Here is a 24,827-nt window from a genome sequence, read left to right as displayed (position 1 = left end):
TTTCACGTGAATCATCATTCTCATGTTCTCTCTAAAAAGGGAACACATAACTCGAGAGTGAACAAGAATTTCATAAATGGGAATCTGTTGACTCAGAATAATATGATTGAGTCAATTTGTGTTTTTAGATTCCACAGAATGTTTCACGTGAAACATCTCTGATTGTTGATCAGGCTATATCATGAAATTTGTTTCACGTGAATCATTTTCCAATACAGAATTGAGAGAATACGAGATCGAGGATATCCTCGACATCTACGTCACCGGTGATTTTTCCAAGATGCTGAGAGGCGATACGTAGATTTTCAGCTCTTAATTCCAGAGGTAGGGCTTCTGATTTAACGGCTGTTTCAATTTCAGATTTGCACTGATTTAATAAATCAATGTGTCTGCGACGCGTAGGAACGACGTCGTTTTGAAGTTTAGTCTTATCAGTAATGTAAGTGCACAAATTATCCAAAAGGTTATTAATGCCTTCATTGTTCTTGGTTGAAATCAGATAATCATAGCTTGGTGTATTTTCAGATTTAAGATCGGCTTTGTTTCCAATCGTCCAGATATCTGTTTGAAATTCGAAGATGTCTACGATTATAGGATCAGAGATATCTTCAATATATAAAATTAAATCGGCTTCTGCTGCTTTATCCATCGCGCGCTGAATACCAATTTGTTCAACCTTTCCGGTCGTTTCGCGAATGCCGGCTGTGTCTGTTACATAAGTTGCAACACCATTCAAATTTAGCTTCACTTCAAGAAGATCACGCGTTGTACCGGCTTCGTCAGAGATAATAGCCACATCACGTGCCGCCAATAAATTCATCAGACTGGATTTTCCGGCATTTGGTGCGCCAATAATCACAATATGAAAACCATCACGCAACATTGAACCGCGTTTACCGTCTTCAATATGTTTTTCAATTTTTGTGCTGAGATCATGCATCTCACTCCAGACGCGGTCCGATACAGATCCGGGCACATCGCCCTCATCAGCAAAATCGAGTTCCGCCTCGATAAATGCGCGCGCCTGAATGAGTTTCTGTCGCCAGTCCATATAGAGATTGCGTTGAGCGCCGGAAGCAACTTGCTGTGCTAATCGTCTTTGCGTTTCTGTCTCAGCGGAAATCAAATCGGCCAGACCTTCGGCCATTGTCAGATCCATTTTGCCATTCGCAAATGCACGACGCGTAAATTCTCCGGCTTCCGCTAAACGGCATTTTTCAAATTTTGACAAGCTTTCCAGAAATTTTTCGACCACAGCAACACCGCCGTGAATATGAAATTCAGCACAATCTTCTCCGGTAAAGCTCTTCGGTCCTTCAAAAAACAATGTCAGCCCGCTATCAAGAATTTCATCTGTTTGGCTTTTAAGATTACTGAAGACCGCTTTACGCGCTTCCGGTAATTTTCCAATGATAGTTTCGGTAATGAATCGAGTTTTCGGGCCTGATAATCTGATAATTGCCACGCCTGAAGGCAAGCGCCCGCTTGAAAGCGCAAAAATAGTATCGTGATGAAAAGACTGCACTGACATCGAAAATCCGTTACAAGTTAAGAGAATGATTGCCGTTCTTTAGCTGCTTGAAGCACTACCGTATCGGCTTGAAAATCGGAAAGGCAAAGCCATGAACCCGACGCAAAGCCCGACACAAAACAATGCCATCTCTAATCGCCTTCATACAGCGAACAGCACATATTTGAAACAGCACAGTGCAAATCCGGTCAACTGGCAGCTTTGGGACAATGAAGCACTTGAGCTTGCCCGCCTTCACGACAAGCCGATTTTACTTTCGATCGGCTATTCTGCCTGTCACTGGTGCCATGTCATGGCACATGAATGTTTTGAGGATGAACAAGTCGCTCAACTGATGAATGAGCATTTCATCAATATTAAGGTGGATAGGGAAGAACGGCCGGATATTGATCAGATCTATATGTCAGCCCTCACAGCCATGGGCGAACAGGGTGGCTGGCCGCTGACTATTTTTCTGACGCCGCAGGGTGATGCTTTCTGGGGTGGCACATATTTTCCTAAACACGCGAATGGCCGCCTGCCCGGCTTTATGGACATTCTCCAAAGCCTCGGTACTTTATGGAAAAATGATCGCGAACGGATTAACGGCAATGTAACGGCTCTTAAAACGCATCTGCAGTCTGTTTTAACACCGGATGCTAAACCTGCTCAGAATGATGAAAGCGCTTTTCAACGCTATGCTGATACAATAGCCAGACGTATTGATACGACTTATGGCGGTATCAGCGGGCAGCCTAAATTTCCGAATTTCCCATTCATGTCAATGCTTTGGACATCATGGAAAATCAGCCAGCAACAACAGCATCGTGATCTGTTTATTCTCAGCACCGAGAAAATGCTCAATGGCGGAATTTATGACCATCTCGCCGGTGGCCTAGCCCGCTATAGCACCGATGCATTGTGGCTCGTACCGCATTTTGAAAAAATGCTTTATGATAATGCCCAGACAATCCGGCAGTGCCTGTGGGCATGGAGCAGCTCGCAAAATTCATTGTTTCGGGTTCGAATCGAAGAGATCATTCATTGGATGACATCTGAAATGGCTTTGCCGGATGGTGGTTTTGCCTCCGGCCTTGATGCTGACAGCGAAGGTGTTGAAGGTAAATTCTATATCTGGGATCAGTCAGAAATAGAGACCATTCTCGGCGAAGATGCCCCTGAATTTATTGAAAAATATAATGTAAGCCCTGCGGGAAACTGGGAAGGCAGCAATATTCTTCATCGACTGGATATGCTTAATTTCAGCCAGAAAGAAGATGAAACATTAAAGCCAATGCGGGAAAAACTGCTTGGCATCAGAAATCAGCGAACCAAACCCGGCCGTGATGAAAAATGTCTGACGGACTGGAATGCCTATTTCATCCGCGCTTTGGCTGAAGCTGCCCGCGTTTTTGACCGTGCCGACTGGCTGGAACTGGCAAAAACAAGCTATTGCATATTGTACCCTCAACAAGGTGCAGCAATCAGCCATGTCTGGTCAAGGACTGCAACAAAGCTCCCTGCCCTGTCCTTCGATTATGCGGCACTCATCAATGCGGCTTTGTCGCTTTATCAGGCTGATCCGCAGCAAGACTATATTGATAATGCCAAATCATTACTGATCGCGCTTAATCAGCACCATCTCGATCAGAATGGTGATTACCGGCTGACAGCTTTGGATAATGATGATGTCATTTTCTATCTTTTTGGCGATCAGGATGAAGCTATTCCAAGCAGTACCAGCCAGATTATAGAAGCCTGTACAAGACTGACGCTGATAACTGAGGATGAAGAACTATTAGCAAAGGCCAATAGACTTGCAGAGCGTGCCTTGGGGCGCGGTCAACATATGGCTTATGGACAGGCAGGAATTCTCAATGCTGCAGTCCAGCTGCTTGATCCGGTAAAACTGGTGCTGATCGTTGAGAATACCGACGATGAATTATATCGCTGCGCGTCTCGTCATGCTGATCCTTGCCGGACAGATATCATTTTAAGCCATCACCAAGCCTCACAGCAGCCGCAATGGGCTTCTTTCCTGTCGCTGTCCGGAGAACGCTCCTGTGCCATTCTGTGCCGCAATCAGGTCTGCTTACCGCCGGTTTATGATGCAGCTGATCTTGAGAAGTTGCTCTAAACAAAAACGCCGCCCTTTTGAGGCGGCGTTTCATTATCAGTTTTAATTCTAAGAATTACGTATTCATTGAATCGAAGAATTCAGCATTATTCTTCGTCTGTTTCAGCTTATCGATCAGGAATTCAATCGCATCGGTTGTACCCATTGGCGCAAGAATACGACGCAGAACAAAGATTTTCTGCAGATCCTGACGCGGTACCAGCAGATCTTCCTTACGCGTACCGGATTTGAGAATATCCATAGCAGGGAAGATACGCTTATCAGCAACCTTACGGTCAAGAACGATTTCCGAGTTACCGGTACCCTTGAATTCTTCAAAGATAACTTCGTCCATACGCGAACCGGTATCGATCAATGCAGTCGCGATAATCGTCAGCGAACCGCCTTCTTCGATATTACGGGCAGCACCGAAGAAGCGTTTTGGACGCTGCAGCGCATTCGCATCCACACCACCGGTCAGAACCTTACCGGATGAAGGAATAACAGTGTTGTAAGCGCGGCCGAGACGGGTGATCGAGTCAAGCAGAATGACCACATCGCGGCCATGCTCAACAAGGCGCTTTGCCTTTTCAATCACCATTTCAGCAACCTGAACGTGGCGCGTTGCCGGTTCATCAAAGGTAGAGGACACAACCTCACCCTTCACAGAACGCTGCATATCAGTCACTTCTTCAGGACGCTCATCAATCAGCAATACGATCAGATAGCATTCCGGATGATTGGCAGTGATCGAATGCGCAATATTCTGCAGCAAAACCGTTTTACCGGTGCGTGGTGGTGCCACGATCAAACCACGCTGGCCTTTACCAAGCGGTGCAACCAGATCAATCACACGGGCTGAATTGTCTTTATTGGTCGGAATATCCAGTTCCATTTTGAAACGCTCATTCGGATAGAGCGGTGTCAAATTATCAAAATGGATTTTATGACGGATCTTTTCCGGATCCTCAAAATTGATTGTATTCACTTTCAGAAGCGCGAAATAACGTTCGCCTTCTTTCGGGCTGCGAATTGGCCCTTCAACTGTATCACCGGTTTTCAGCGAAAAGCGGCGGATTTGCGAAGGAGAAATGTAAATATCATCCGGGCCCGGAAGATAATTGGCATTTGCCGAACGCAAGAAGCCAAAGCCGTCCGGCAATAATTCAACGACACCCTCACCGATGATTTCGACTTCCTGAGAGGCAAGGCTCTTCAGAATAGCGAACATCAGTTCCTGTTTACGCATAACACTGGCGTTTTCAACCTGCAGCTCTTCAGCGAGCGCGAGCAAGTCGACAGGTGTCTTGTTCTTAAGATCTTGTAGTTTCATTTCCTGCATGGGTGCGGAACTCATATTATAAAAGATTGAAAAAAGAAAAATGCAGTTGAGCGCTCAAAATGGTCATGAGGGGCATGACCGGCATCGGAAACCTGCTATTCTTGAAGGAAGGTGTCTTTCCTTAACCGGTTCCGGAGATTTGAGCAAGAGCCAAGCTGCTTTGCAGCGCTATAAAAATAATCAGAAAGAGTGAAATTACGCTTCAAATAGAGCTCAAAGCGTAATTTCTGTGCTTATAAGGTGATCAGAACGGTTTTACGACAACCAGAATGACGATCAAAATCATCAGAACGGTCGGAATTTCATTCACTATACGCCAGTGTTTGGTGGATTTGGTGTTTTTATCCTGAGCAAACATCCGCACGCTCTTTGAAAGATAACCGTGCAAACCGGACATCAAAACAACCAGCAAGATCTTACCATGCAGCCAGCCACCGCGGAATTCAAAGATTTTCCATGCGAGCCACAGGCCTAAAACCCAGGTCACAATCATCCCCGGATTGATAATATAGCGCAGTAACCGGCGTTCCATGATTTTAAACGTCTCAGAAGCTTGCGATCCGGTCTTTTCCTGACTGTGATAAACAAAAAGCCGCGGCAGATATAACATACCAGCCATCCATGCGATCACAGCAATAATATGGAATGCCTTGATCCAGAGATAGGCAGCATCTGTCGCTGCAAAAAACAGCGCATAGGCTGCAATTGCAGTAATCACCACGGCAACCACAGCTCTTAGCGCGGCATTACTTCCATTATTAGCGGATTTTTCCATTATGCACCTGCCTGACGGATACGATTGACCATTTGAGCGACATTTTCGAGCGGCGCCTGTGGCGTAATCCCGTGACCGAGATTGAAGATCAGCGGTCCCTGCCCCAGCTTCTCAAGAATGACATCAACGCCTTCATCCAGAGCCTTACCACCAGCAACCACACGCAGCGGGTCGAGATTGCCTTGTACAGTGCCTTGTAGCTGTAATTCCTGTGCGAAGGTCAGCGGCACCGACCAGTCCAGCCCAAGGGCATTCACGCCGGTTTTGGTGCGATAATCCCGATAGAGCATCCCTGCTCCTTTCGGAAAACCGATAATCACTGCATCAGGATGGGTTTCACGGACTTTTTTAACAATACGGGCAACCGGTTTGATGCAGAAATCTTCAAAGCAATCTTCATCCAGTACGCCTGACCATGAATCGAAGATCTGAACCGCATCGGCACCGCAATTAAGCTGCTCAATCAGATATTCTGCTGAAATATCTGCGAGATCAGTCAGCAGCTTAATGAAAACATCGCGGTGCTGATAGGCAAACAGACGCGCCGGTGCCTGATCCGGTGTGCCGTGGCCGGCGATCATATAGGTGGCAACAGTCCACGGGGCTCCGCAAAAACCGAGCAGAGTCGTTTCATCTGGCAATTGCTCACGCAAACGACTGACGGTTTCATATACAGCGCTTAATTTGGCTGCTTTACCTGTAATGTCGAGATCTTTGATTTCATCAACGGTCACAGGTGTCATCAAAGGTCCTCTTCCTTCTTCAAAGCGAAGGTCGCGTCCAAGAACGTGAGGGATGACAAGAATATCTGAAAAGAGAATGGCTGCATCAAAGCCATAACGGCGGATAGGCTGAAGTGTCACTTCCGTTGCCAGTTCAGGATTATAGCACAGGTCAAGAAAGCTTCCTGCCTGCTGCCGTGTCTGGCGATATTCCGGCAGATATCGTCCTGCTTGTCTCATCATCCAGATTGGTGGTGGAAAGACGGTTTCACCTTTGAGAACGTTCAGAACTTTGCGTGTCATGCGATTTACCCACACCGGTTTTCCCCGGTTATCCCATAAAGAAAGTGATGATTTTGGATTCTTATGATTCTTAGAGTCTGTTGATAACGGGGATTAAATGTTTCCCTGAACTTTCCCACAGGCTGATCATGAAAACCGGTTGATGTGGATAAATTGCCCATGAAACGGTAAAAAGCAATGCGACCAAAAATTCATCAATAAAAACGGTATCTTAATAGGAGTGGCGGTTATTGCATCCTGTGGATAAGTGTTGAATGATTTCCGCCCAACTTTGAATTGCTCCTGTTACCCACAGTGTTTATTGTCACGAATATACAGTCAGGCGCGCTGTGGATGAATCCTGTTGAAATTAACAGGCAGATGAAGACGTGTCAGAGCCGGATATTTTTACACACAGTCATCAACAGGGATGTGAGAAATCTGTGACAAAGACTCTTTCTTACTTTCATCTTCATCTTATTTCAGATGCAACAGGAGAGACTCTCCTCGCAGCAGGCCGCGCGGCGGCGGCTCAATACAGTCATGCGCGTGCCATTGAGCATATGTATCCGCTGATCCGCACCGAGAAACAGCTGGCCAAAATCCTTGAAAATATTGATGCTGAACCGGGCATTGTTCTCTATACAGTGGTGGATCAGAAACTGGCTTTGAAAATTGATGAAGCCTGTTCGCAAATGGGTATTCCGAGTGTTTCGGTGCTGGAGCCAGTGCTCGCGACTTTTCAGTCCTATCTTGGAGCGCCCGCACATCGTCGTGCCAGTGCCCAGCATGTGCTTGATGCCGATTACTTCCGCCGGATTGATGCTCTGAATTTCACAATGGAGCATGATGACGGTCAGTTGCCGCCGGATCTGGAAGAAGCCGATATTATTCTGATCGGCATTTCCCGCACATCCAAAACACCGACCAGCATTTATCTGGCCAATCGCGGCATCAAAACGGCCAATATTCCGTTGGTTTTAGGGATACCACTGCCGGAAGCCCTGCTCCACGTGAAAAAGCCGCTTGTTGTCGGGCTGATTGCCAGCGCGGAGCGCATTTCTCATATTCGTCAAAACCGCTTGCTCGGTACGTCTCCGGGGCTGGATACGGAGAGTTATACGGATCGTATTAATATTGCGCAGGAGCTGGCCTATGCGCGCAATATTTGTGAGCGCAATAACTGGCCGGTGATTGATGTCACACGCCGCTCGATCGAAGAAACGGCTGCGGCCATTCTGGCGTTGCGGCCACGTACCAGAATTGAAGATTAAAATAACAACGGATATTTCGCTCTATTGAGTGATGAATTATCTGATATTATTCTGCTGAGCCAATGGTAACTGCATAATTCAGTTGGCTTTTTTAGTATTTAACGGAGTTTTCAATATGGCATTGCCTTTAATCCTTGCTTCTCAGAGCCCTTTTCGTGCAGCGCTTTTGAAAAATGCCGGTATTCAGTTTACATCGCAAAAAGCCAATATTGATGAACGTGCTGTGGAAGCGCCGCTCTATGAAACCGGCGCAACGCCGGAAGATGTGGCATTGATCCTTAGTGAAGCCAAAGCAGAAGAAGTCAGTCAGCGTTTTCCGCATTCACTGATTATCGGCTGTGATCAGACGCTGTCTCTCGGCAGCGAAATTTTTCACAAGCCTGCGGATATGGACGGTGCGCGCCGTCATTTGCTGGCTCTGTCCGGTAAAACCCATCAGCTGAACAGTGCTGTGGTGCTGGTGCAAAACGGCCAGATTGTGTGGCGTCATGTTTCTGTTGCGCATATGACAATGCGTCATCTGGAGCCGGGCTTTATCGGCCGTCATCTGGCACGGGTTGGTGATATTGCGCTTTCCAGTGTGGGTGCTTATCAGGTTGAGGGTGAAGGCATTCAGCTGTTCGACAAAATTGACGGTGATTATTTCACAATTGTCGGTTTGCCATTGCTGCCTTTGCTGAAAGAATTGCGTGCCAGAGGAATTATTGATGGCTGAAATGAAACAGGCCTTTGTAACCGGCTTTCCGATTAAACATTCGCGCTCACCTTTGATCCATAATTACTGGCTGCAGCGCTATGGTTTGAGCGGTTCCTATAAGGCGATTGAAAACAGCCCTGAAAATTTTCCGAATTTCATTCAAACCCTTGCAGAGCAAGGGTTGCGCGGCGGCAATGTGACTATACCGCATAAGGAAGCGGCCTTTGCCTTGTGCGAAAAACGCGATGCGGCGGCTGAAGCCATCGGGGCTGTGAATACACTGTGGATAGATGCGGAAAATCATCTCAATGGCGGTAATACGGACGCCTATGGTTTTGCGGCAAATCTTGATGCGCAATTGCCGGATTGGGATGCAGGCGCAAAAATCGCATTGGTTCTGGGCGCAGGCGGTGCCAGCCGTGCGGTGCTTTATGCCTTGCTGAACCGCGGCTTTGAGAAAATTATTGTGGTGAACCGCACTGTGGAGCGGGCGCAGGCTTTGGCTGCACATTTTGGCTCAAAGGTTGAGGCTGCAGGATGGGATGAGGCGCAGGGCTTTGTCAGCAGTGCCGATCTGATTGTGAACACGACATCGCTCGGTATGAGTGGTCACGGGGAAGCACAAGAGTTTCCGCTTCATTTAGCGCAAGCAAAACCAACGGCAATTGCAACAGATATCGTGTATATTCCATTGGAAACGCCTTTTTTACGTCAGGCACGACAAGCAGGTCTGCGCTGCGTGGACGGTCTTGGCATGCTGCTGCATCAGGCTGTGCCGGGGTTTGAACACTGGTTCGGTGTGTGCCCTGAGGTAACAGATGAACTGCGGCAAATCATATTGGATGATGTTCTTAAATCATAATAGGCAGATTTATGATCAGGCTAGGGCTTACCGGTTCAATCGGCATGGGGAAATCCACAACCGCACAGATTTTTGCGGATAGAGGAGTGCCGGTCTATGATGCCGATGCGGTGGTGCACCAGCTTTATCAGGGGGAGGCTGTTCCGCTGATCGCAGAAGCCTTTCCTGAAGCGGTTATAGATGGCCGTGTTGACCGCAAAATCCTGTCAGCCTGTGTTTTGGGAAAGCCGGATGAGCTTAAAAAGCTCGAGAACATAGTTCATCCGCTTGTCCGGGCTAAAGAACAGCAGTTTTTGCGCGATGCTGAGGCTAAAGGTGAACCACTTGTGGTGCTGGATATTCCGTTACTGTTTGAAACCGGCGCAATGGATCGCGTGGATAAAATCCTTGTGGTCAGTGCGCCTTATGAAATACAGCGGGAACGGGTGCTTTCCCGCGAGGGAATGACAGAAGAGAAGTTTCAGGCCATTCTGGCGCGTCAGATGCCCGATGAGCAAAAGCGCGCAAAAGCAGATTTTATCGTTGATACGGGGCAAGATAAGGATTTTGCCCGCCAACAGGTCTTTAGCATTTTAGAAAAGCTGCAAAACACAGCTGCATAATGAATTTACAGGATAAAACTATGCGTGAGATTGTTTTCGATACAGAAACCACCGGTCTTGATAAAAACGAAGATCGCGTGATTGAAATCGGCTGTATCGAGATGGTGAATAAATTTATCACCGGCAAAACATTTCACGTCTATATCAATCCGCAGGGCAAAAAAGTGCATCCGGATGCACTGGCAGTGCACGGCATTACCGATGAAAGCCTGCTGGATAAACCAACATTTCAGGGCATTTCAGAAGAATTTCTGACCTTTATCGAAGGCGCAAAACTGGTTGCGCATAATGCGATGTTCGATATCGGCTTTTTGAATGCCGAGCTGGAGCGGATTAATCAGGTGCCGATTTCTACGGATGTGGTGATTGATACGCTGGCTTTGGCACGGCGCAAGCATCCGATGGGGCCGAATACGCTGGATGCGCTGTGTAAGCGTTATGGCGTTGACAATGCGCATCGTAAGCTTCACGGCGCGCTGCTTGATACGGAGTTGCTGGCAGAGGTTTATATTGAGCTTCTCGGCGGCAAGCAGACCTCGTTGGGATTGAGCGTACAATCAGCCGGTGAGAGTAAAAACGGGAATGAACAGGGCGTTGAGATTGTTCTGAAAGCGCGCCCTCAACCCCTGCCTTCACGTCTGACAGAAGATGACCTTGCAGCACATCAGAAGCTGATTGATAAAATGGGCGATAAGGCAATCTGGAAAAAATATCTGAACTGATTAAAGCATTTCCAGTTTATCTTGAATGATAAGAAATGCTCTATCTTTTTGTTTTTACGCGTATCTTATCCGAAAACCGCTTCACACTTTTCGGGATACGCTCTGAGTTTAGGAAACAAAAAAGCCGCTGTGTTTATAACGCAGCGGCTTTTTTGTATTTATTTTGAAAAACTTAGTTTTTTACCTGAGCTTTTGCCTGCTCTTCAGCCATACGCTGCTGGAACATTGTTGCAAAATCAATCGGGTCAATCATCAGCGGCGGGAAGCCGCCATTGCGTGTTGCATCGGCAATGATCTGACGGGCAAACGGGAACAGCAGACGCGGGCATTCGATGAACAGGATCGGCAGCATATGTTCCTGCGGAATGTTCTGAATACGGAAAACTCCGCCATAAACCAGATCTGTATTGAACAGAACATCTTTGCCTTCACCGGCCTGTGCAGTCAGTGTGAGCACAACGTCAAAATCGCCTTCAGCGATCGGATTGGCGTTTACATTGACATTGATGCTGATATTTGGCGCATTTTCACGCGGACGCAGTGAAAGCGGAGCACCCGGGCTTTCAAAGGAAAAATCCTTGATATACTGAGCCAGAATGTTGAGGGATGGCTGTGCACTACCGTTACCGTTCTGTGCTTCGTTTGGCGTCTCTGCCATTATCATATACCTTTTTGTTAACGATGATCGACAGACCGTCGAACAGCATGACAGCACTTTTTGTGTGTGCTGCAACACTTTGAAAGACTAAACAATTTTATTGTAAAGCCAACTTTAATCGAAGAAGTTGAACGATAAAATTGATCTTTTGGTTTCAGAAAACTGCGGCTGTTGCAAAAGCAATCTGAAACACGTGTCATTTGGCTAGCATATGTGTCTTTTGCAGGCAATAACACGCGGCATCATTTGGTAATGCTAAAGAACGGACCACAAAAAGCAGGACTGGTGATTATTAGAGCTAAAGCACCTTCCGGTTTCTTTCAGCCTGATTTTCAGCATTGCGTGTTCGTTATTTTCTGCGGTCTTCAATCTCTTTCGGGTCTGTTCCCCACGGAGAGTTATTAGCCTTTTTATTGCTGTCTGATGAACTGGAATAATCCTCAGGGTCGAGATCAATAATATCGTCATCCTGTGGCGCAGGTCTTTGTCCGTAATGCTGATAGCTGGCGCCGGCACTGCCTGCCTGAAAATTCGTCGCCATGACCACACGATTGCGTAAAAAACGGTTCCAGATCAGGTCGCGGACAAACGGGATAAACAGAAAAAGGCCGATAATATCGGTCAAAAAACCCGGAATAATCAGCAAAATACCGGCGAAAATTAGCAATGTCCCGTGAATGATTTCCCGTTGCGGCGCGCGGCCTGCGGCGGTTTCCGCCTTCATCTGATTGAGCAGGCTCAGTCCCTGTCTGCGTAACAGAGAAAAACCTAAAACCGCACTGAGCACAATCAAACCAAGCGTTGCCAGCACACCGATTTCTGAACCGACAATGACAAAACCGGCAATTTCAACAAATGGCAGGGCTAAAAACAGCAGCAGGCTGATTGGACCAAGCATTTTTGTCACGGGTAAGGAACCTCTTGATTAAACGGGCGGTTGATACGGATAATTCCGTAAAATATGCCGGATTATGAACTTAAAGCATTTCCAGCAAAAGCGGGAACCGGTTTTGCGTTCGGAAATGCGTAAAAACAAACAGATAGAGCATTTCTTATGATTTAATATCCACTGGAAACGCTCTAAACAGGATATACAGATAAGAATTCCCGTTTGGGATTTGAATGACAGAACACGGTGAACTATATATTTTTTCAAAACAAAGCAGTTTTGTGTTATCTTTCAGTCGGTTTATAACTGATTATAGCGCACCTGAAGAGCGATTGCGGCATCAGTATCCGGTTTGACATGGCATATTCAGAATATGCCTTCAGATAAAGATATTGTATAATTGCTCAGTACGGGTAGAGGCTGATGATACAGAATTTTGTATTCATTGTGTATTCCGGCAGATAACTGCGGAGATAGTTGGCGAGCGGTATGAATTTTTTCAGTTTTGGCACATTCTTTTTCTTCATCGTTGCAGTGATTATTTTCCTGCAACTGCGCAGTGTATTGGGAAAGCGCACGGGCAATGAGCGTCCGCCTTTCGATCCTTATACGCAGCGTCAGGAAGACACGACTGCAATTCCGCAGCAGAACGACAATGTTGTTTCTCTGCCGCAACGCCAGACAGCGGAAAATCCGGCGAAAGATTTTACCTCTATTGATGCATTGGCGCCTGCCGGTTCTGAGCTGAATAATGGTCTGCGCAATATTCGCGCCCATGATGCCAGTTTTGATCCGAAGGAATTCCTCAACGGCGCCAAAATGGCCTATGAGATGATTGTGCTATCCTATGCAGATGGTGATCGCAAAACTCTGAAAAACCTGCTCTCCAAAGATGTTTATGAAGGTTTTGACGCTGCAATCAAAGAGCGTGAAGCCCGTGGTGAAAAAGTTAATTCCACTTTCGTCGGCATCAATCAGGCAAAAATTACTGCTGCCGATATGAAGGGTAAAGATGCACAAGTCACGGTTCGCATCGTTAGCGAAATGATCTCCGCAACGCAGGATAATCAGGGCAATATTATTGACGGTGATCTGGAAACTGTTGCGGAAATCCGTGATGTCTGGACTTTTGCCCGTAGTACAGCCGGACGTGATCCGAACTGGAAGCTGATTGCAACCGAAGCGGAAGATTGATCTCTGCTACTGAACTTCAGTAATATTCAGAGTTTTAAATGATTGAGGAGCAGTGTTATGTCAGATCTGTCTGCTGCGCACTGCTCCACCGAAATTTTGAAATTTGATGATTGTGCAGGCTGGGCGCAGGATGATCATAGTGCAGCCCTCGATGCTTTTTTAAAATCTGCAATCTATGCCGAAACAAACTCTTATAAGAGCGGGATTTTAGGCCCGCAATTTGAAGATTTACTGCCTGTGTTTGCAAAAGCCCGTTCATTAGCGGCAACACAAGAGATCGACCGGCAGGCAGCGCGTGCGTTTTTTGAGTGCTATTTTTATCCTGTCAAAATTACCCCTCATGACCAACAAACAGGATTTGTGACCGGATTTTATGAACCGGAAATTGCTGCTTCACGGATTAGAACAGCAGAATTTTCTGTTCCGTTTTATCGTAAACCAGCAGATCTCATCAAACTGGATTCAGATAACCGGCCGGAGAACCTGCCAGAGGAAATGGCTTTTGGCCGCACTTATAACGGGCAGATTACCGAATATTTTGACCGGCAGGCGATTGAGCAAGGCGCGCTCACAGGGCAAGGTTTGGAAATTGCCTATGTTGCGGACAAGGTTGATGCCTATTTCGCCCATGTGCAGGGCGCTGTGCGGCTAAATTTTACAGATGGTAGTCAGATGCGCCTCACTTATGCGGCCAAGTCTGGGCATGGCTTTACGGGCGCAGGACGCGTCCTGATTGATAAAGGCGAGCTGGAACCTGCAAAGGTCACTATGCAGACAATCCGGCAATGGCTTGCAGAGTACCCTGCCCGTATTGATGAAATTTTGTGGCACAACCGGTCATATATTTTCTTCCGCGAAGCGCCGGTGGATGATCTTCTGTCAGGGCCGGTTGCGGCCGCCAAAGTACCCCTCACCGCACAAAGATCACTGGCCGTGGATCGTAAATATCATTGCTTTGGCACGCCGTTTTTCATAAATGTCCGTAACTTTCCTGATCGTCATGGTGTTTTTCACCGGTTAATGATTGCTCAGGATACCGGTACGGCAATTGTCGGCCCTGCCCGTGGCGATCTGTTTATTGGTTCAGGCGATGCGGCAGGGCAGCTTGCCGGTCAGATACGCCATGATGCAGATTTTATAATGCTGGTTCCCCGTCTGATTGCGGAGGGCTGACATTGTGAAATCAATAAAGAAAAAGCGCTCTGACAGGCGTGTTTCGGATCAGAATACGATGAAAATGACAAGAAATCCGAAATCAGGATCAGTCTTACCGGAGGATTTTCCGAAAGATTCAGTCGTGGTTATGAAGGCAGAAGATCATATTCTCTGGGAAACTGTGGCGCGTACCACCCGCCCTTTACGTCCGGTTCAACCACGGCAGGCTTTTGAGATTGAGGATATGCATCTTTGGGATATTGAAAATGGTATCAATATTCCGCAGCGCGTGCATTCCGAGCCGGTGAAGGCGGGAGTTGCGAAAGCATCCGGTGAAACCTCTCTGCAAACGCGCAAAAAACAAGAACCGGTTCTCAATCCGATTCATGATATCGACCGGCCGACAATCCGAAAAATCGCCAAGGGACGGCTGGAAATACAAGCCCGAATTGATCTTCACGGTATGCGGCAGCGCGAAGCGCATGACCTGCTCTATAGCTTTCTGGCGGATGCATGGCACCGCGGTTTGCGCTTTGTGCTGGTTATTACCGGTAAAGGCGCGTCCTTTGGCAGCGACGGCGTTTTAAAACAAGCCGTACCGCATTGGTTTTCCACGCCGTTGTTCCGAATTTATGTGAGCGCCTATGAGGATGCGGTGCGTCATCACGGCGGACAGGGTGCGCTCTATGTCAGGCTGCGCAAAACACCGGCTGAAAGGCTGGCAGAAGGCAGCGCCCTTTCCTCTCTTAAGCGGTCACGGCCATGACACCGTTTGGTTTGCGTTTACGACAATTACGTGAGGAGCGCGGTGTCAGCCAGAAGGAAATGGCAACAGCCATCCGTGTGTCTGCCGCTTATCTTTCAGCACTGGAGCATGGCCGCCGCGGGCAGCCGACCTGGGATCTTCTGCAAAGAATTATCGGTTATTTGAATATTATCTGGGATGAGGCAGAAGAGCTGCAAAATCTCGCTATGATATCGCATCCGCGTGTGACGATTGATACGGCGGGATTGTCACCGGAAGCCACAGAATTAGCGAATCTATTAGCCAATCATATCCGTATTCTGGACAAGAATATGATCGAAAGTCTCAGCACAACGCTGCGGCTGGCTCATAAAAAGCACCGCAGCCTGCGCTGATTTTTTAAAATAGCGACTGCAAATCATCCATTTTGGAATTGACCAGCCAGCCGTAGTAATTTTCCTGCGGCATTAGCTTATCCTGCTTGCCTGCATTTGCAGAGGCCAGTGCGCGCGCGCGTACATCTGCGCCACCGGTATTATACAGGGTTGCCGTAATACCCGGATTTTTCGAAATATCGAAATCGGCATATTTCTTATAGGAATTGATGGAATGTTTGATTGTTGCAGCCATGTAGGACAGGCTCAGATCGGGATCCATAATAGTTTTATAGACCTGCGCACCATCATCTGCACTCAGCTTTGGCAGGCCGGATACACGATTGACCATATCGGACATCTGCAAAGCTGTCAGAGGGCTGATCTGGCCCAGACCAAAGGTTTGGCCTGCATAGAAAGGCTGGAAAAACACGGCAGCAAAACGGTTGTTCGGATAGGATGTTCCGCCCACTTTTTTACCGCGGAATTTGCTGTCCCAGATATTTTCGCGGCAAGTCCAGAGCGCATAACTCTCTGACAAACCCGCACATTTTTCAAACTCAGGGCGTTTAACAAAGTCGCTGACAGATTCACCTTTATAGCTGAAGCTTACGCCCTGTTTAACGTAGGAAATAGCTTTGACATAATAGGTTTGCAACTGATCATAGGCATCAACATTATAGGTATGCTCGCCGATAATCGCACCGGCAATATGCACGGGATCGATATTATAGGCAGCTGCAGCTGATTTAATTTTGGTGCGCAATGCACGATCCGATTTTAGCAATCCGTAGATTTTCTGATATTTTGCTTCATAGGTCGTATTCATTTTCTTGGTGCGGTTGGCGGAAGCACCAGGAATAGCCGGCTGTTCAGCATTACGGTTGCCTGCTGGCACAAGTGTTGTGGCCTGCGCAGCGGAAAGAGATGAAAGGGCAAAGAAACCTGTTCCGGCAGCGATTGCTATCCGTTTAAAACTATTGCCGAGGTTCATAGGTTTTTTGCTCCGTTTGCATTTGCTCTCAATACTGAAAAAATTTCAGGAAAGCACAGCATTTTAACTTCGCGCAGAAAATATGAAACCCTCACGCACAAGTCGAGAGGGTTTCAAAACTTAACTGCATATGATGTGTGAATGTCACACAATGCTTCGCGGGTTTATAAAATAAACCGCGACAGGTCTATATTTTTGGCCAGATCGCCAATGCTGCTGCGCACATAGGCTGCATCAACGGTGAAGGTGGAGCCGCCTTTATCCGGCGCATTGAATGAAATATCGTCCAATACTTTTTCCATTACCGTCTGCAAACGCCGCGCACCGATATTTTCAATGGTGGAATTGAGATCAACGGCAATATCCGCAAGGGCATCAATTGCATCATCGGTAATCTCAAGCGTGACATTTTCTGTAGCCATCAGCGCCACATATTGTTTGAGCAGGCTGACTTCGGTTTCGGTCAGGATCGAGCGGAAATCCTCCCGTGACAGAGCATTGAGCTCAACACGGATCGGCAGACGTCCCTGCAATTCCGGCAACAGATCCGATGGTTTGGAAACATGGAAAGCGCCCGATGCGATAAACAGGATATGGTCGGTTTTAACCGGCCCATATTTGGTCGCAACGGTTGTCCCTTCGACAAGAGGCAGCAAATCGCGCTGCACACCCTCGCGGGAAACCCCTGCCCCCATGCCGCCTTCTCGGGATGCGATCTTGTCGATCTCATCAAGGAAGACGATCCCGTCATTCTGGGTGGCTTCCAGTGCTTCCTGTGTTACCTGATCCTGATCAAGCAGCTTGTCAGATTCATCATTGATCAGCAGCGCATAGGATTCTTTAACGCTTGTTTTGCGCGGCTTTGTGCGTCCGCCCATAGCTTTGCCAAGCATATCGCTTAAGTTTATCATGCCGATATTGGCACCTGGCATGCCCGGAATTTCAAAACCCGGCATACCGGAGCTGTTATCGGCCAGTTCAATCTCGATTTCTTTATCATCGAGATCGCCTTCGCGCAGTTTCTTGCGGAAACTGTCTCGGGTTGCAGGGCTGGCAGTTTTGCCGACCAGTGCATCCAGCACGCGTTCTTCCGCATTGATATGAGCTTTGGCTTTGACCTCTTCGCGCTTTTTCTCACGCACGAGACCAATGGCGATTTCCACCAGATCACGGATGATTTGCTCAACATCGCGGCCGACATAGCCGACTTCAGTGAATTTTGTCGCTTCAACCTTGATGAAAGGTGCACCGGCAAGCTTGGCAAGACGGCGTGAAATCTCCGTCTTACCGACGCCGGTTGGTCCGATCATCAGAATATTCTTCGGCATCACTTCTTCGCGCATATTGCCTTCCAGCTGCTGGCGGCGCCAGCGATTGCGCAGGGCAATGGCTACGGCGCGCTTGGCAGCTTTCTGGCCGATAATGAAGCGATCAAGCTCAGAGACGATTTCACGAGGAGAAAATGTGGTCATATTTATCAGGATCCGCTTTGCCACTGCCGGATAAAGTCGAATGGATGCAGCAGCATGATAACATTGAGAATGAGGTTGTCTCGAATAACGATAAGGGCAAGAATTTCGAAAAACACCGCCGTGACGATTATCACCCATATAGGAAGCCGGGCTGCGAGAAAAAAGCCCAGCACCATTGAGAACGTATCGAACACAGAATTGAGAATACTGTCGCCGAAATAATCCACGGAGGATGTATTGGCACGGTAGCGCTCAATAATGAAATTCGAATTCTCAACCAGCTCCCAGCCAATTTCTAACCCAAGCGCCAGAAACAACCGCACATGCAGCGGTGCTTTTGGCGCAATCAGCCAGAACAATCCGTAAAAAATAAAGCCGTGAATGATGTGAGACAGCGTGTACCAGTCAAAGAGCTGCTGGGAGTTTTCATTGCTGTTCACTTCATTCACGAAGAGACGGATTGTTCCGCATTCGCAGACTGGAACGCGCCCCATCATGTAGAGAATAACCGCCTGAACAGCCGTCGTTATTCCGATGATGATCAGGATTTTACCCCACTGCCATGACGGTGTGGGCGCGGTGGTCGAAAGTGGTGATATGCTCACGATATACCTTTAGCGATAAACAGAATTAAAATTATGTTTTCGCATAATTGGCAGGTTCTTACGCGCAATCAAGACTTTCCACGGTGAAATTGCTGTTTGTGTAGACGCAGATTTCCGCAGCAATAGTCATTGCCTTACGGGCAATGGCTTCCGCATCCATATCTGTGTCGATCAGTGCACGGGCAGCCGACAGGGCATAATTACCGCCGGAGCCGATCGCCATCACACCGTTTTCCGGTTCCAGAACATCGCCGAGGCCGGTAATTGCCAGCGTGATATTCTTGTCCGCAACCAGCATCATCGCTTCCAGTTTGCGTAAATAGCGGTCGGTACGCCAGTCTTTGGCCAGTTCTACGGAGGCGCGCATTAGCTGATCCGGATATTGCTCCAGCTTGGCTTCCAGTCGTTCAAGCAGGGTAAAAGCATCGGCAGTCGCACCGGCAAAACCGGTAATTACGCTGCCGCCTTTGCCGATACGGCGCACTTTGCGGGCATTGCCCTTCATAATGGTCTGACCGAGGGACACTTGTCCGTCGCCGGCGATCACCACTTTATTGCCCTTGCGCACGGTGACAATAGTGGTGCCGTAAATTGTAGTCGGGTTATGTTCAATCATTCGCGCAACTCCGCTGATTGGTCTTCATCAAATCGATCTGCTGTATTTATGATCTCATACGTAAATTACAACGGACAATAATACAGCCTCTATCATCAAAGCATTTGGCAAAACTCCGGCACTGTACAGAGCATTTCTGATTATTAGAAGTTTTGGAAATGCTCTGTCTCCTTGAATTTACGCACATCTGACCCGAAAACCGCTTCACACTTTTCGGGATGTGCTCTAGAACAACTTTGGAGAAGAACAAGATCGGGTTATCAATATGAGCAATCAGCGTATAGCAAAAGTCAGCCGCAGCACCAAAGAAACCAGCATTGAAGCTGAAGTATTTCTGGATGGTACGGGCCGTTTCGATATTTCGACCGGCGTTGGCTTTTTCGATCATATGCTGGAGCAATTATCGCGACATTCGCTGATTGATATGAATATCACCACCAAGGGCGATACGCATATTGATGACCATCATACGGTTGAAGATACCGGCATTGCGATCGGTAAAGCCATTGCAGAAGCCTTGGGCGAACGCCGCGGTATCGTGCGTTATGCCTCGATTGATCTCGCGATGGACGAGACACTGACCTCTGCTGCACTCGATGTTTCCGGACGTCCGTATCTCATCTGGAATGTGGCCTTCAATGCGCCGAAAATCGGGACTTTTGACACGGAACTGGTGCGGGAGTTCTTTCAGGCGCTGGCGCAGAATGCCGGCATTACCCTGCATGTGAATATGCGCTATGGTATCAATAACCATCATATTGCCGAGACTTGTTTCAAGGCTGTGGCGCGCGCATTGCGTATGGCGATTGAAACCGATCCGCGGCAGAAAGATGCCATTCCTTCGACAAAAGGTACGCTGAAAGGCTGATTATGGCCAGCTATATCGTTCTGGAACCAACGGACGCGGTAAAACTGAAACCGGTTAAAGCTGTTGCGGGTGACCATACGATTTTTGTGCGCGATGAATTTACCGTCTTCGCGCTGATCCTGCCGTTTCTCTGGCTGCTTACGCATCGCCTGTGGTGGCATGCGCTGATGGTGGCTCTGATCGGCTGGGGTGCATTCAGCGTTTTGGGCTCTTATCTGTCTTCTGCATTAGTCGTTTCCGGTCTGTCGTTTTTGCTGTCGCTGTTTGTTGCGCTTGAAGGGCGTAACTGGTATCTCACGGCTCTCCGGCGCAAGGGTTACGAGGAAGTGGCACTGATTAGTGCCAATGACTTGAGCGATGCGGAAACTCATTATTTTTATGGTGCTTCAAAACCTGCGGAAAGAGCAGAACCGCAAGCTGTGGTCTCTGACAAGGTAGCGTTAAAAAGCACAATGACCGGCAATGCTGCACCTGCAACGGGTGCCATGATCGGTCTGGTTGATTATCACGGAAGGTCGTGACATGCGTGTTGCCATTATTGATTATGGTTCCGGAAATCTCAAATCGGTAGCCAAGGCTTTTGAACGTGCGGTATCGGATATGGGCAGTCCTATTCATGTGGACGTGACCAGCGATGCCAAAGCCGTACTCGCCGCAGATCATATTGTGCTGCCAGGTGTCGGTGCCTATGCCGATTGCCGCCACGGTCTGGATGCGGTTTCCGGCATGGTCGATGCTTTGAGCGAAGTTGTTCAGCATAAAGCGCGGCCGTTTCTTGGCGTTTGCGTTGGTATGCAGCTGCTTTCAACGCGAGGCTTGGAGAAAAGCACCACCAATGGTCTCAACTGGATTGAGGGCGATGTGCGTGAGATGAAGCCGTCTGATGCCGCGCTGAAAATTCCGCAGATTGGCTGGAATACGATTGAGCTGAACCATGATCATCCGGTGTTTGATGGTATCGCTACGGGCGAGCGGGGCTTGCATGCCTATTTCGTGCATTCCTATATGTTTGATGTGAAACATAGCACTGATGTGTTGGCAACGACCAGCTATGGCGGAACAGTCACGGCAGCAATTGCGCGCGATAATATTGTCGGCACGCAGTTCCATCCGGAGAAAAGCCAGCACCTCGGTCTCAAACTTATTACTAATTTCCTGAAGTGGAAGCCATGATACTTTTTCCGGCAATTGACCTGAAAGACGGTGAATGCGTTCGCCTGAAACTGGGTGATATGAACCAGTCCACGGTTTATAACACTGATCCTGCGGCTCAGGCGAAAGCCTTCGAGGATCAGGGTTTTGAGTGGCTTCATGTGGTTGATCTGAACGGTGCTTTTGCAGGCTCCAGCGTCAATGGCGCGGCCGTGGAAGCTATCCTCAAAGCGACTAAAAATCCGGTGCAACTCGGTGGCGGTATCCGCACGCTGGAGCATATTGAGGCATGGCTTTCTAAAGGGCTTTCCCGCGTCATTCTCGGCACCGTTGCCGTGCGTGATCCGCAGCTGGTTATTGAGGCCTGTAAAGAGTTTCCGGGTAAAGTGGCCGTTGGTATTGATGCCAAAGGCGGCAAGGTTGCGGTTGAGGGCTGGGCAGAAGCTTCAGAACTCGGCGTGATTGAACTGGCTCAGAAATTTGAAGGGGCAGGGGTCGCAGCCATTATCTATACGGATATTGACCGCGACGGTATTCTGGCAGGCATCAACTGGCCGTCAACTCTGGGCTTGGCAGAAGCTGTGTCCATTCCGGTGATTGCCTCCGGTGGTCTGGCCTCGATGGATGATATTCATCGCATGACGCAACCTGACGCCCGTAAGCTGGAAGGTGCGATTTCCGGTCGTGCGCTTTATGACGGCCGTATTGATCCGGCTGAAGCGCTGGCAATCTTAAAAGCCGCGCGGGGAGGCAGTAATGCTTAAAGCTCGGGTAATTCCTTGTCTCGATGTAAAAGACGGCCGCGTCGTCAAGGGCGTCAATTTCGTTGACTTGATTGATGCCGGTGATCCGGTGGAAGCGGCAAAAGCCTATGATGCAGCCGGTGCCGATGAGCTCTGCTTTCTCGACATTACGGCTTCATCGGACAATCGCGAGACGATTTTCGATGTGGTTGCCCGCACAGCTGAACAATGTTTCATGCCGCTGACTGTTGGTGGTGGTGTGCGTGCGGTTGCTGATATCCGTAAGCTCTTGCTGGCCGGTGCTGACAAGGTTTCGATCAATACTGCTGCGGTACAAAACCCTGATCTGATTGCAGAAGCGGCAGATAAATTCGGCAATCAGTGCATTGTCGTGGCTGTCGATGCCAAGAAAGTGTCGGGGGCAGGTGAGGCTGATCGCTGGGAAATTTTTACCCATGGCGGACGCAATGCAACCGGTCTTGATGCGATTGAATTTGCCCGCACAATGGTTGATCGGGGAGCAGGGGAAATCCTGCTGACCTCGATGGATCGTGACGGCACCAAAGTTGGTTATGATCTGGCTTTGACGCGCGCTGTGGCTGATGCCGTGCGCGCACCGGTTATTGCTTCCGGCGGCGTTGGCTCGCTGGATGATCTGGTGGCGGGTGTTAAAGAAGGCCATGCCAGTGCAGTGCTGGCGGCTTCGATCTTCCATTTCGGCACATACACGATTGAAGAAGCCAAACGCTATATGGCAAGTCACGGTATTGCTGTGCGTCTGGATGATATTCAGAGTTAAAAGCTTAAAGCATTTCACAGTCAAGTTGGATCAACTTGACGCCCGTGATAATGCGGCAAATTAAAGAATCTAGAGCGAGCACTGTGATCCAATCTGGACGTAACCCGCTCTAGAGCTGTTTACGAATAGGAAACGGCTCTGGTTCTCTGGTAAAATTAACTTGTTTCATACGGTGAGGGGTGCTTTTCATCCCTCATTTGCTTTAAAGACCATTGGCATTGCTATGCGGGATTCTTCGCGCATTCTATAAATTGCACTGAAACAGGAGTGCAGCATGACAGATTTCACCCTTGCTGACCTTGAGCAGATTGTTGCAAAACGCGCAGCGGCCTCAGACGGATCATCTTATACGGCTTCACTGATTGCCAAGGGACAGCATAAGGCTGCCCAGAAGCTGGGTGAAGAAGCTGTTGAAACTGTGATTGCTGCCATGATGCAAGACCAGCAAGCGGTCGTATCGGAAAGTGCTGATCTGCTCTATCATTTGATGGTGGTGTGGAAAATTGCAGGCGTGTCGCTGGAAACCGTGATGCAGGAGCTGGATAACCGCACATCGCAGACTGGTCTTCAGGAAAAAGCTGCACGAAAACCGGAATAACCGGAAGAATTTATTCGGATTCCAGTTTTACTCAGAGACCAATATGCACTCCATGGATCTTTTCAAGAATAAGCATTACTCGCCTTATCAGGTCTTCACGGCAGCGGAATGGGCAGAGTTCCGTGCCGATACACCGCTGACCCTGACGCTGGATGAAGTGAAACGTCTGCGCTCACTGAACGATCCTGTTGATCTGGACGAGGTGCGCCGGATTTATCTGGCTTTGTCGCGCCTGCTATCAACCCATGTGGAAGCGCTGCAATCGCTGTATACGCAGCGCAAACAGTTTCTGATGAAGGATGATACGGTCAAAACGCCGTTTATCATCGGGATTGCCGGTTCTGTTGCTGTCGGAAAATCGACTACAGCGCGTATTCTGAAGGAATTGTTGAGCCGCTGGCCATCGAGCCCTAAAGTTGAGCTGGTGACGACTGACGGCTTTCTCTATCCCAATGAAGTGCTGCGTGCTGAAGGCCGCATGGAGCGCAAAGGCTTTCCGGACAGTTATGATGCCGGTGCCATTCTCAATTTTCTGTCTTCGATGAAGGCGGGTATGAGCCATGTGCAGGCGCCGGTCTATTCGCATCTGACCTATGACGTGGTTGCCGGAGAATATGTGACCATTGACCGTCCGGATATTCTGATTTTCGAAGGCATTAATGTGCTGCAGGTGCGTGATCTGCCGGCAGACGGCAAGGCCGTGCCATTCGTGTCAGATTTTTTTGATTTCTCGATCTATATTGATGCCGATCCGGTGCTGATCCACAAGTGGTATATCAACCGCTTCATGAAACTGCGCGAAACGGCATTCCGGGATCCGCAGAGCTTCTTCCATCGCTATTCGCAATTGTCGGAAGAGGCGGCATTGTCTATTGCCGAAGGTTTATGGACGAATATCAATCTCAAAAACCTGTTTGAGAATATTCTGCCGACCCGTCCACGCGCAGATCTGATCCTGCGCAAAGGGGAAAATCATATGATTGAAGAAGTGGCTCTGCGCAAAATCTGAGCTTCAGAGTTGTAAAAAAGCCCCGTTGTTGATGACAGCGGGGCTTTTTGTT

Annotated in this window: 27 protein-coding genes; 17 read left to right on the top strand and 10 right to left on the bottom strand. The window is 48.4% G+C overall.

All coding sequences use genetic code 11. The annotated features are described in order from the left end of the window. Positions 1-202 precede the first annotated feature (202 nt). Entirely contained in the window at positions 203-1,531 is a 1,329-nt protein-coding gene (gene mnmE / locus P8H26_RS06285) for a tRNA uridine-5-carboxymethylaminomethyl(34) synthesis GTPase MnmE (RefSeq protein WP_289632039.1), read from the bottom strand. 91 nt (positions 1,532-1,622) lie between these two features. Here mnmE and P8H26_RS06280 point away from each other — a divergent pair, with 91 nt between their 5' ends. Beyond that, positions 1,623-3,647 (top strand): thioredoxin domain-containing protein, encoded by a 2,025-nt coding sequence (locus tag P8H26_RS06280; RefSeq protein ID WP_289632038.1) that lies wholly within the window; start codon positions 1,623-1,625, stop codon positions 3,645-3,647. A 55-nt stretch (positions 3,648-3,702) separates the two neighbouring features. Here P8H26_RS06280 and rho read toward each other — a convergent pair whose 3' ends face one another. The 3 genes from rho to hemE form a co-directional block, all read right to left on the bottom strand. Then, the gene (rho, locus tag P8H26_RS06275) at positions 3,703-4,968 is read right to left on the bottom strand and encodes a transcription termination factor Rho (protein WP_289384346.1); all 1,266 of its coding nucleotides are present in this window, start codon (positions 4,966-4,968) and stop codon (positions 3,703-3,705) included. Between the two features lie 244 nt (positions 4,969-5,212). Continuing rightward, positions 5,213-5,743 carry a protoporphyrinogen oxidase HemJ gene (hemJ, locus tag P8H26_RS06270; protein ID WP_289632037.1) on the bottom strand — a complete coding sequence of 177 codons (531 nt, stop codon included), beginning with the start codon at positions 5,741-5,743 and terminating at the stop codon, positions 5,213-5,215. Continuing rightward, positions 5,743-6,768, bottom strand: coding sequence for a uroporphyrinogen decarboxylase (hemE, locus tag P8H26_RS06265; RefSeq protein WP_289632036.1), 1,026 nt, complete (start codon positions 6,766-6,768; stop codon positions 5,743-5,745). Before hemE ends, hemJ begins: the two co-directional genes overlap by 1 nt. Before the next feature lie 368 nt (positions 6,769-7,136). Between hemE and P8H26_RS06260 the strand changes: the two genes are divergently transcribed. The 5 genes from P8H26_RS06260 (at position 7,137) to dnaQ (ending at position 10,904) form a co-directional block, all read left to right on the top strand. Then, positions 7,137-8,021 carry a pyruvate, water dikinase regulatory protein gene (locus P8H26_RS06260; protein ID WP_289632035.1) on the top strand — a complete coding sequence of 295 codons (885 nt, stop codon included), beginning with the start codon at positions 7,137-7,139 and terminating at the stop codon, positions 8,019-8,021. 115 nt (positions 8,022-8,136) lie between these two features. Next, positions 8,137-8,736: a Maf-like protein gene (locus tag P8H26_RS06255; RefSeq protein WP_289632034.1), complete on the top strand. Its 600-nt coding sequence runs from the start codon at positions 8,137-8,139 to the stop codon at positions 8,734-8,736. Further along, positions 8,729-9,580 (top strand): shikimate dehydrogenase, encoded by an 852-nt coding sequence (locus P8H26_RS06250; RefSeq protein WP_289632033.1) that lies wholly within the window; start codon positions 8,729-8,731, stop codon positions 9,578-9,580. Before P8H26_RS06255 ends, P8H26_RS06250 begins: the two co-directional genes overlap by 8 nt. A gap of 11 nt (positions 9,581-9,591) precedes the next feature. Then, positions 9,592-10,182: a dephospho-CoA kinase gene (gene coaE, locus P8H26_RS06245; RefSeq protein WP_289632032.1), complete on the top strand. Its 591-nt coding sequence runs from the start codon at positions 9,592-9,594 to the stop codon at positions 10,180-10,182. A gap of 20 nt (positions 10,183-10,202) precedes the next feature. Then, complete coding sequence (gene dnaQ, locus P8H26_RS06240; protein ID WP_289632031.1) at positions 10,203-10,904, top strand: DNA polymerase III subunit epsilon; 702 nt, start codon at positions 10,203-10,205, stop codon at positions 10,902-10,904. Between the two features lie 172 nt (positions 10,905-11,076). Here dnaQ and secB read toward each other — a convergent pair whose 3' ends face one another. Next, complete coding sequence (gene secB, locus P8H26_RS06235) at positions 11,077-11,562, bottom strand: protein-export chaperone SecB (protein WP_289632029.1); 486 nt, start codon at positions 11,560-11,562, stop codon at positions 11,077-11,079. 349 nt (positions 11,563-11,911) lie between these two features. After that, positions 11,912-12,460 carry an FxsA family protein gene (locus P8H26_RS06230; protein ID WP_289632199.1) on the bottom strand — a complete coding sequence of 183 codons (549 nt, stop codon included), beginning with the start codon at positions 12,458-12,460 and terminating at the stop codon, positions 11,912-11,914. Positions 12,461-12,940: 480 nt separating this feature from the next. Between P8H26_RS06230 and P8H26_RS06225 the strand changes: the two genes are divergently transcribed. Genes P8H26_RS06225 through P8H26_RS06210 form a run of 4 tightly spaced genes read left to right on the top strand, consistent with a single transcriptional unit; the run spans position 12,941 to position 15,940 of the window. After that, positions 12,941-13,645: a Tim44/TimA family putative adaptor protein gene (locus P8H26_RS06225; protein WP_289632028.1), complete on the top strand. Its 705-nt coding sequence runs from the start codon at positions 12,941-12,943 to the stop codon at positions 13,643-13,645. Positions 13,646-13,702: 57 nt separating this feature from the next. After that, a complete protein-coding gene (locus P8H26_RS06220) occupies positions 13,703-14,818 on the top strand; it encodes a murein transglycosylase A (protein ID WP_289632027.1) in 1,116 nt (371 codons plus the stop codon). Between the two features lie 58 nt (positions 14,819-14,876). Beyond that, positions 14,877-15,566: a Smr/MutS family protein gene (locus P8H26_RS06215; RefSeq protein ID WP_374708239.1), complete on the top strand. Its 690-nt coding sequence runs from the start codon at positions 14,877-14,879 to the stop codon at positions 15,564-15,566. Then, positions 15,563-15,940 (top strand): helix-turn-helix domain-containing protein, encoded by a 378-nt coding sequence (locus P8H26_RS06210; protein ID WP_289632026.1) that lies wholly within the window; start codon positions 15,563-15,565, stop codon positions 15,938-15,940. The genes P8H26_RS06215 and P8H26_RS06210 overlap by 4 nt, the downstream gene beginning before the upstream one ends. 4 nt (positions 15,941-15,944) lie before the next feature. Here the strand turns inward: P8H26_RS06210 and P8H26_RS06205 are convergent, their stop codons facing one another. From P8H26_RS06205 to hslV, 4 genes are all read right to left on the bottom strand, one after another. Beyond that, a complete protein-coding gene (locus P8H26_RS06205; RefSeq protein ID WP_289632025.1) occupies positions 15,945-16,913 on the bottom strand; it encodes a DUF1402 family protein in 969 nt (322 codons plus the stop codon). Positions 16,914-17,077: 164 nt separating this feature from the next. Then, positions 17,078-18,385, bottom strand: a complete 1,308-nt coding sequence (gene hslU, locus P8H26_RS06200) for an ATP-dependent protease ATPase subunit HslU (RefSeq protein WP_289632024.1) — start codon at positions 18,383-18,385, stop codon at positions 17,078-17,080. A gap of 5 nt (positions 18,386-18,390) precedes the next feature. Then, the gene (locus P8H26_RS06195; RefSeq protein WP_374708246.1) at positions 18,391-18,984 is read right to left on the bottom strand and encodes a DUF2585 domain-containing protein; all 594 of its coding nucleotides are present in this window, start codon (positions 18,982-18,984) and stop codon (positions 18,391-18,393) included. A gap of 64 nt (positions 18,985-19,048) precedes the next feature. Continuing rightward, positions 19,049-19,606 (bottom strand): ATP-dependent protease subunit HslV, encoded by a 558-nt coding sequence (gene hslV, locus P8H26_RS06190; RefSeq protein ID WP_289632023.1) that lies wholly within the window; start codon positions 19,604-19,606, stop codon positions 19,049-19,051. A gap of 265 nt (positions 19,607-19,871) precedes the next feature. Here hslV and hisB point away from each other — a divergent pair, with 265 nt between their 5' ends. The 7 genes from hisB (at position 19,872) to coaA (ending at position 24,775) form a co-directional block, all read left to right on the top strand. Continuing rightward, positions 19,872-20,474: an imidazoleglycerol-phosphate dehydratase HisB gene (gene hisB, locus P8H26_RS06185; RefSeq protein ID WP_374708238.1), complete on the top strand. Its 603-nt coding sequence runs from the start codon at positions 19,872-19,874 to the stop codon at positions 20,472-20,474. 2 nt (positions 20,475-20,476) lie between these two features. Then, on the top strand, positions 20,477-20,995 hold the full coding sequence (locus tag P8H26_RS06180) for a DUF2628 domain-containing protein (RefSeq protein ID WP_289632022.1): 519 nt from the start codon (positions 20,477-20,479) through the stop codon (positions 20,993-20,995). Position 20,996: 1 nt separating this feature from the next. After that, a complete protein-coding gene (gene hisH, locus P8H26_RS06175) occupies positions 20,997-21,647 on the top strand; it encodes an imidazole glycerol phosphate synthase subunit HisH (protein ID WP_289632021.1) in 651 nt (216 codons plus the stop codon). Continuing rightward, entirely contained in the window at positions 21,644-22,390 is a 747-nt protein-coding gene (gene hisA, locus P8H26_RS06170) for a 1-(5-phosphoribosyl)-5-[(5-phosphoribosylamino)methylideneamino]imidazole-4-carboxamide isomerase (protein WP_289632019.1), read from the top strand. The genes hisH and hisA overlap by 4 nt, the downstream gene beginning before the upstream one ends. Beyond that, on the top strand, positions 22,383-23,168 hold the full coding sequence (gene hisF, locus P8H26_RS06165; RefSeq protein WP_289632018.1) for an imidazole glycerol phosphate synthase subunit HisF: 786 nt from the start codon (positions 22,383-22,385) through the stop codon (positions 23,166-23,168). The genes hisA and hisF overlap by 8 nt, the downstream gene beginning before the upstream one ends. A 274-nt stretch (positions 23,169-23,442) precedes the next feature. Further along, positions 23,443-23,766, top strand: a complete 324-nt coding sequence (locus tag P8H26_RS06160) for a phosphoribosyl-ATP diphosphatase (protein WP_289632017.1) — start codon at positions 23,443-23,445, stop codon at positions 23,764-23,766. Between the two features lie 43 nt (positions 23,767-23,809). Next, positions 23,810-24,775 (top strand): type I pantothenate kinase, encoded by a 966-nt coding sequence (gene coaA / locus P8H26_RS06155; protein WP_289632016.1) that lies wholly within the window; start codon positions 23,810-23,812, stop codon positions 24,773-24,775. The last annotated feature ends 52 nt before the right edge of the window (positions 24,776-24,827 follow it).

Origin of the sequence: Pseudochrobactrum sp. sp1633 (assembly GCF_030376605.1) — a bacterium.
In the GTDB taxonomy this organism is placed as follows: domain Bacteria; phylum Pseudomonadota; class Alphaproteobacteria; order Rhizobiales; family Rhizobiaceae; genus Pseudochrobactrum.
Note: the sequence above shows the minus strand (reverse complement) of the source record. Positions and strands in the feature narration are given on the sequence as shown.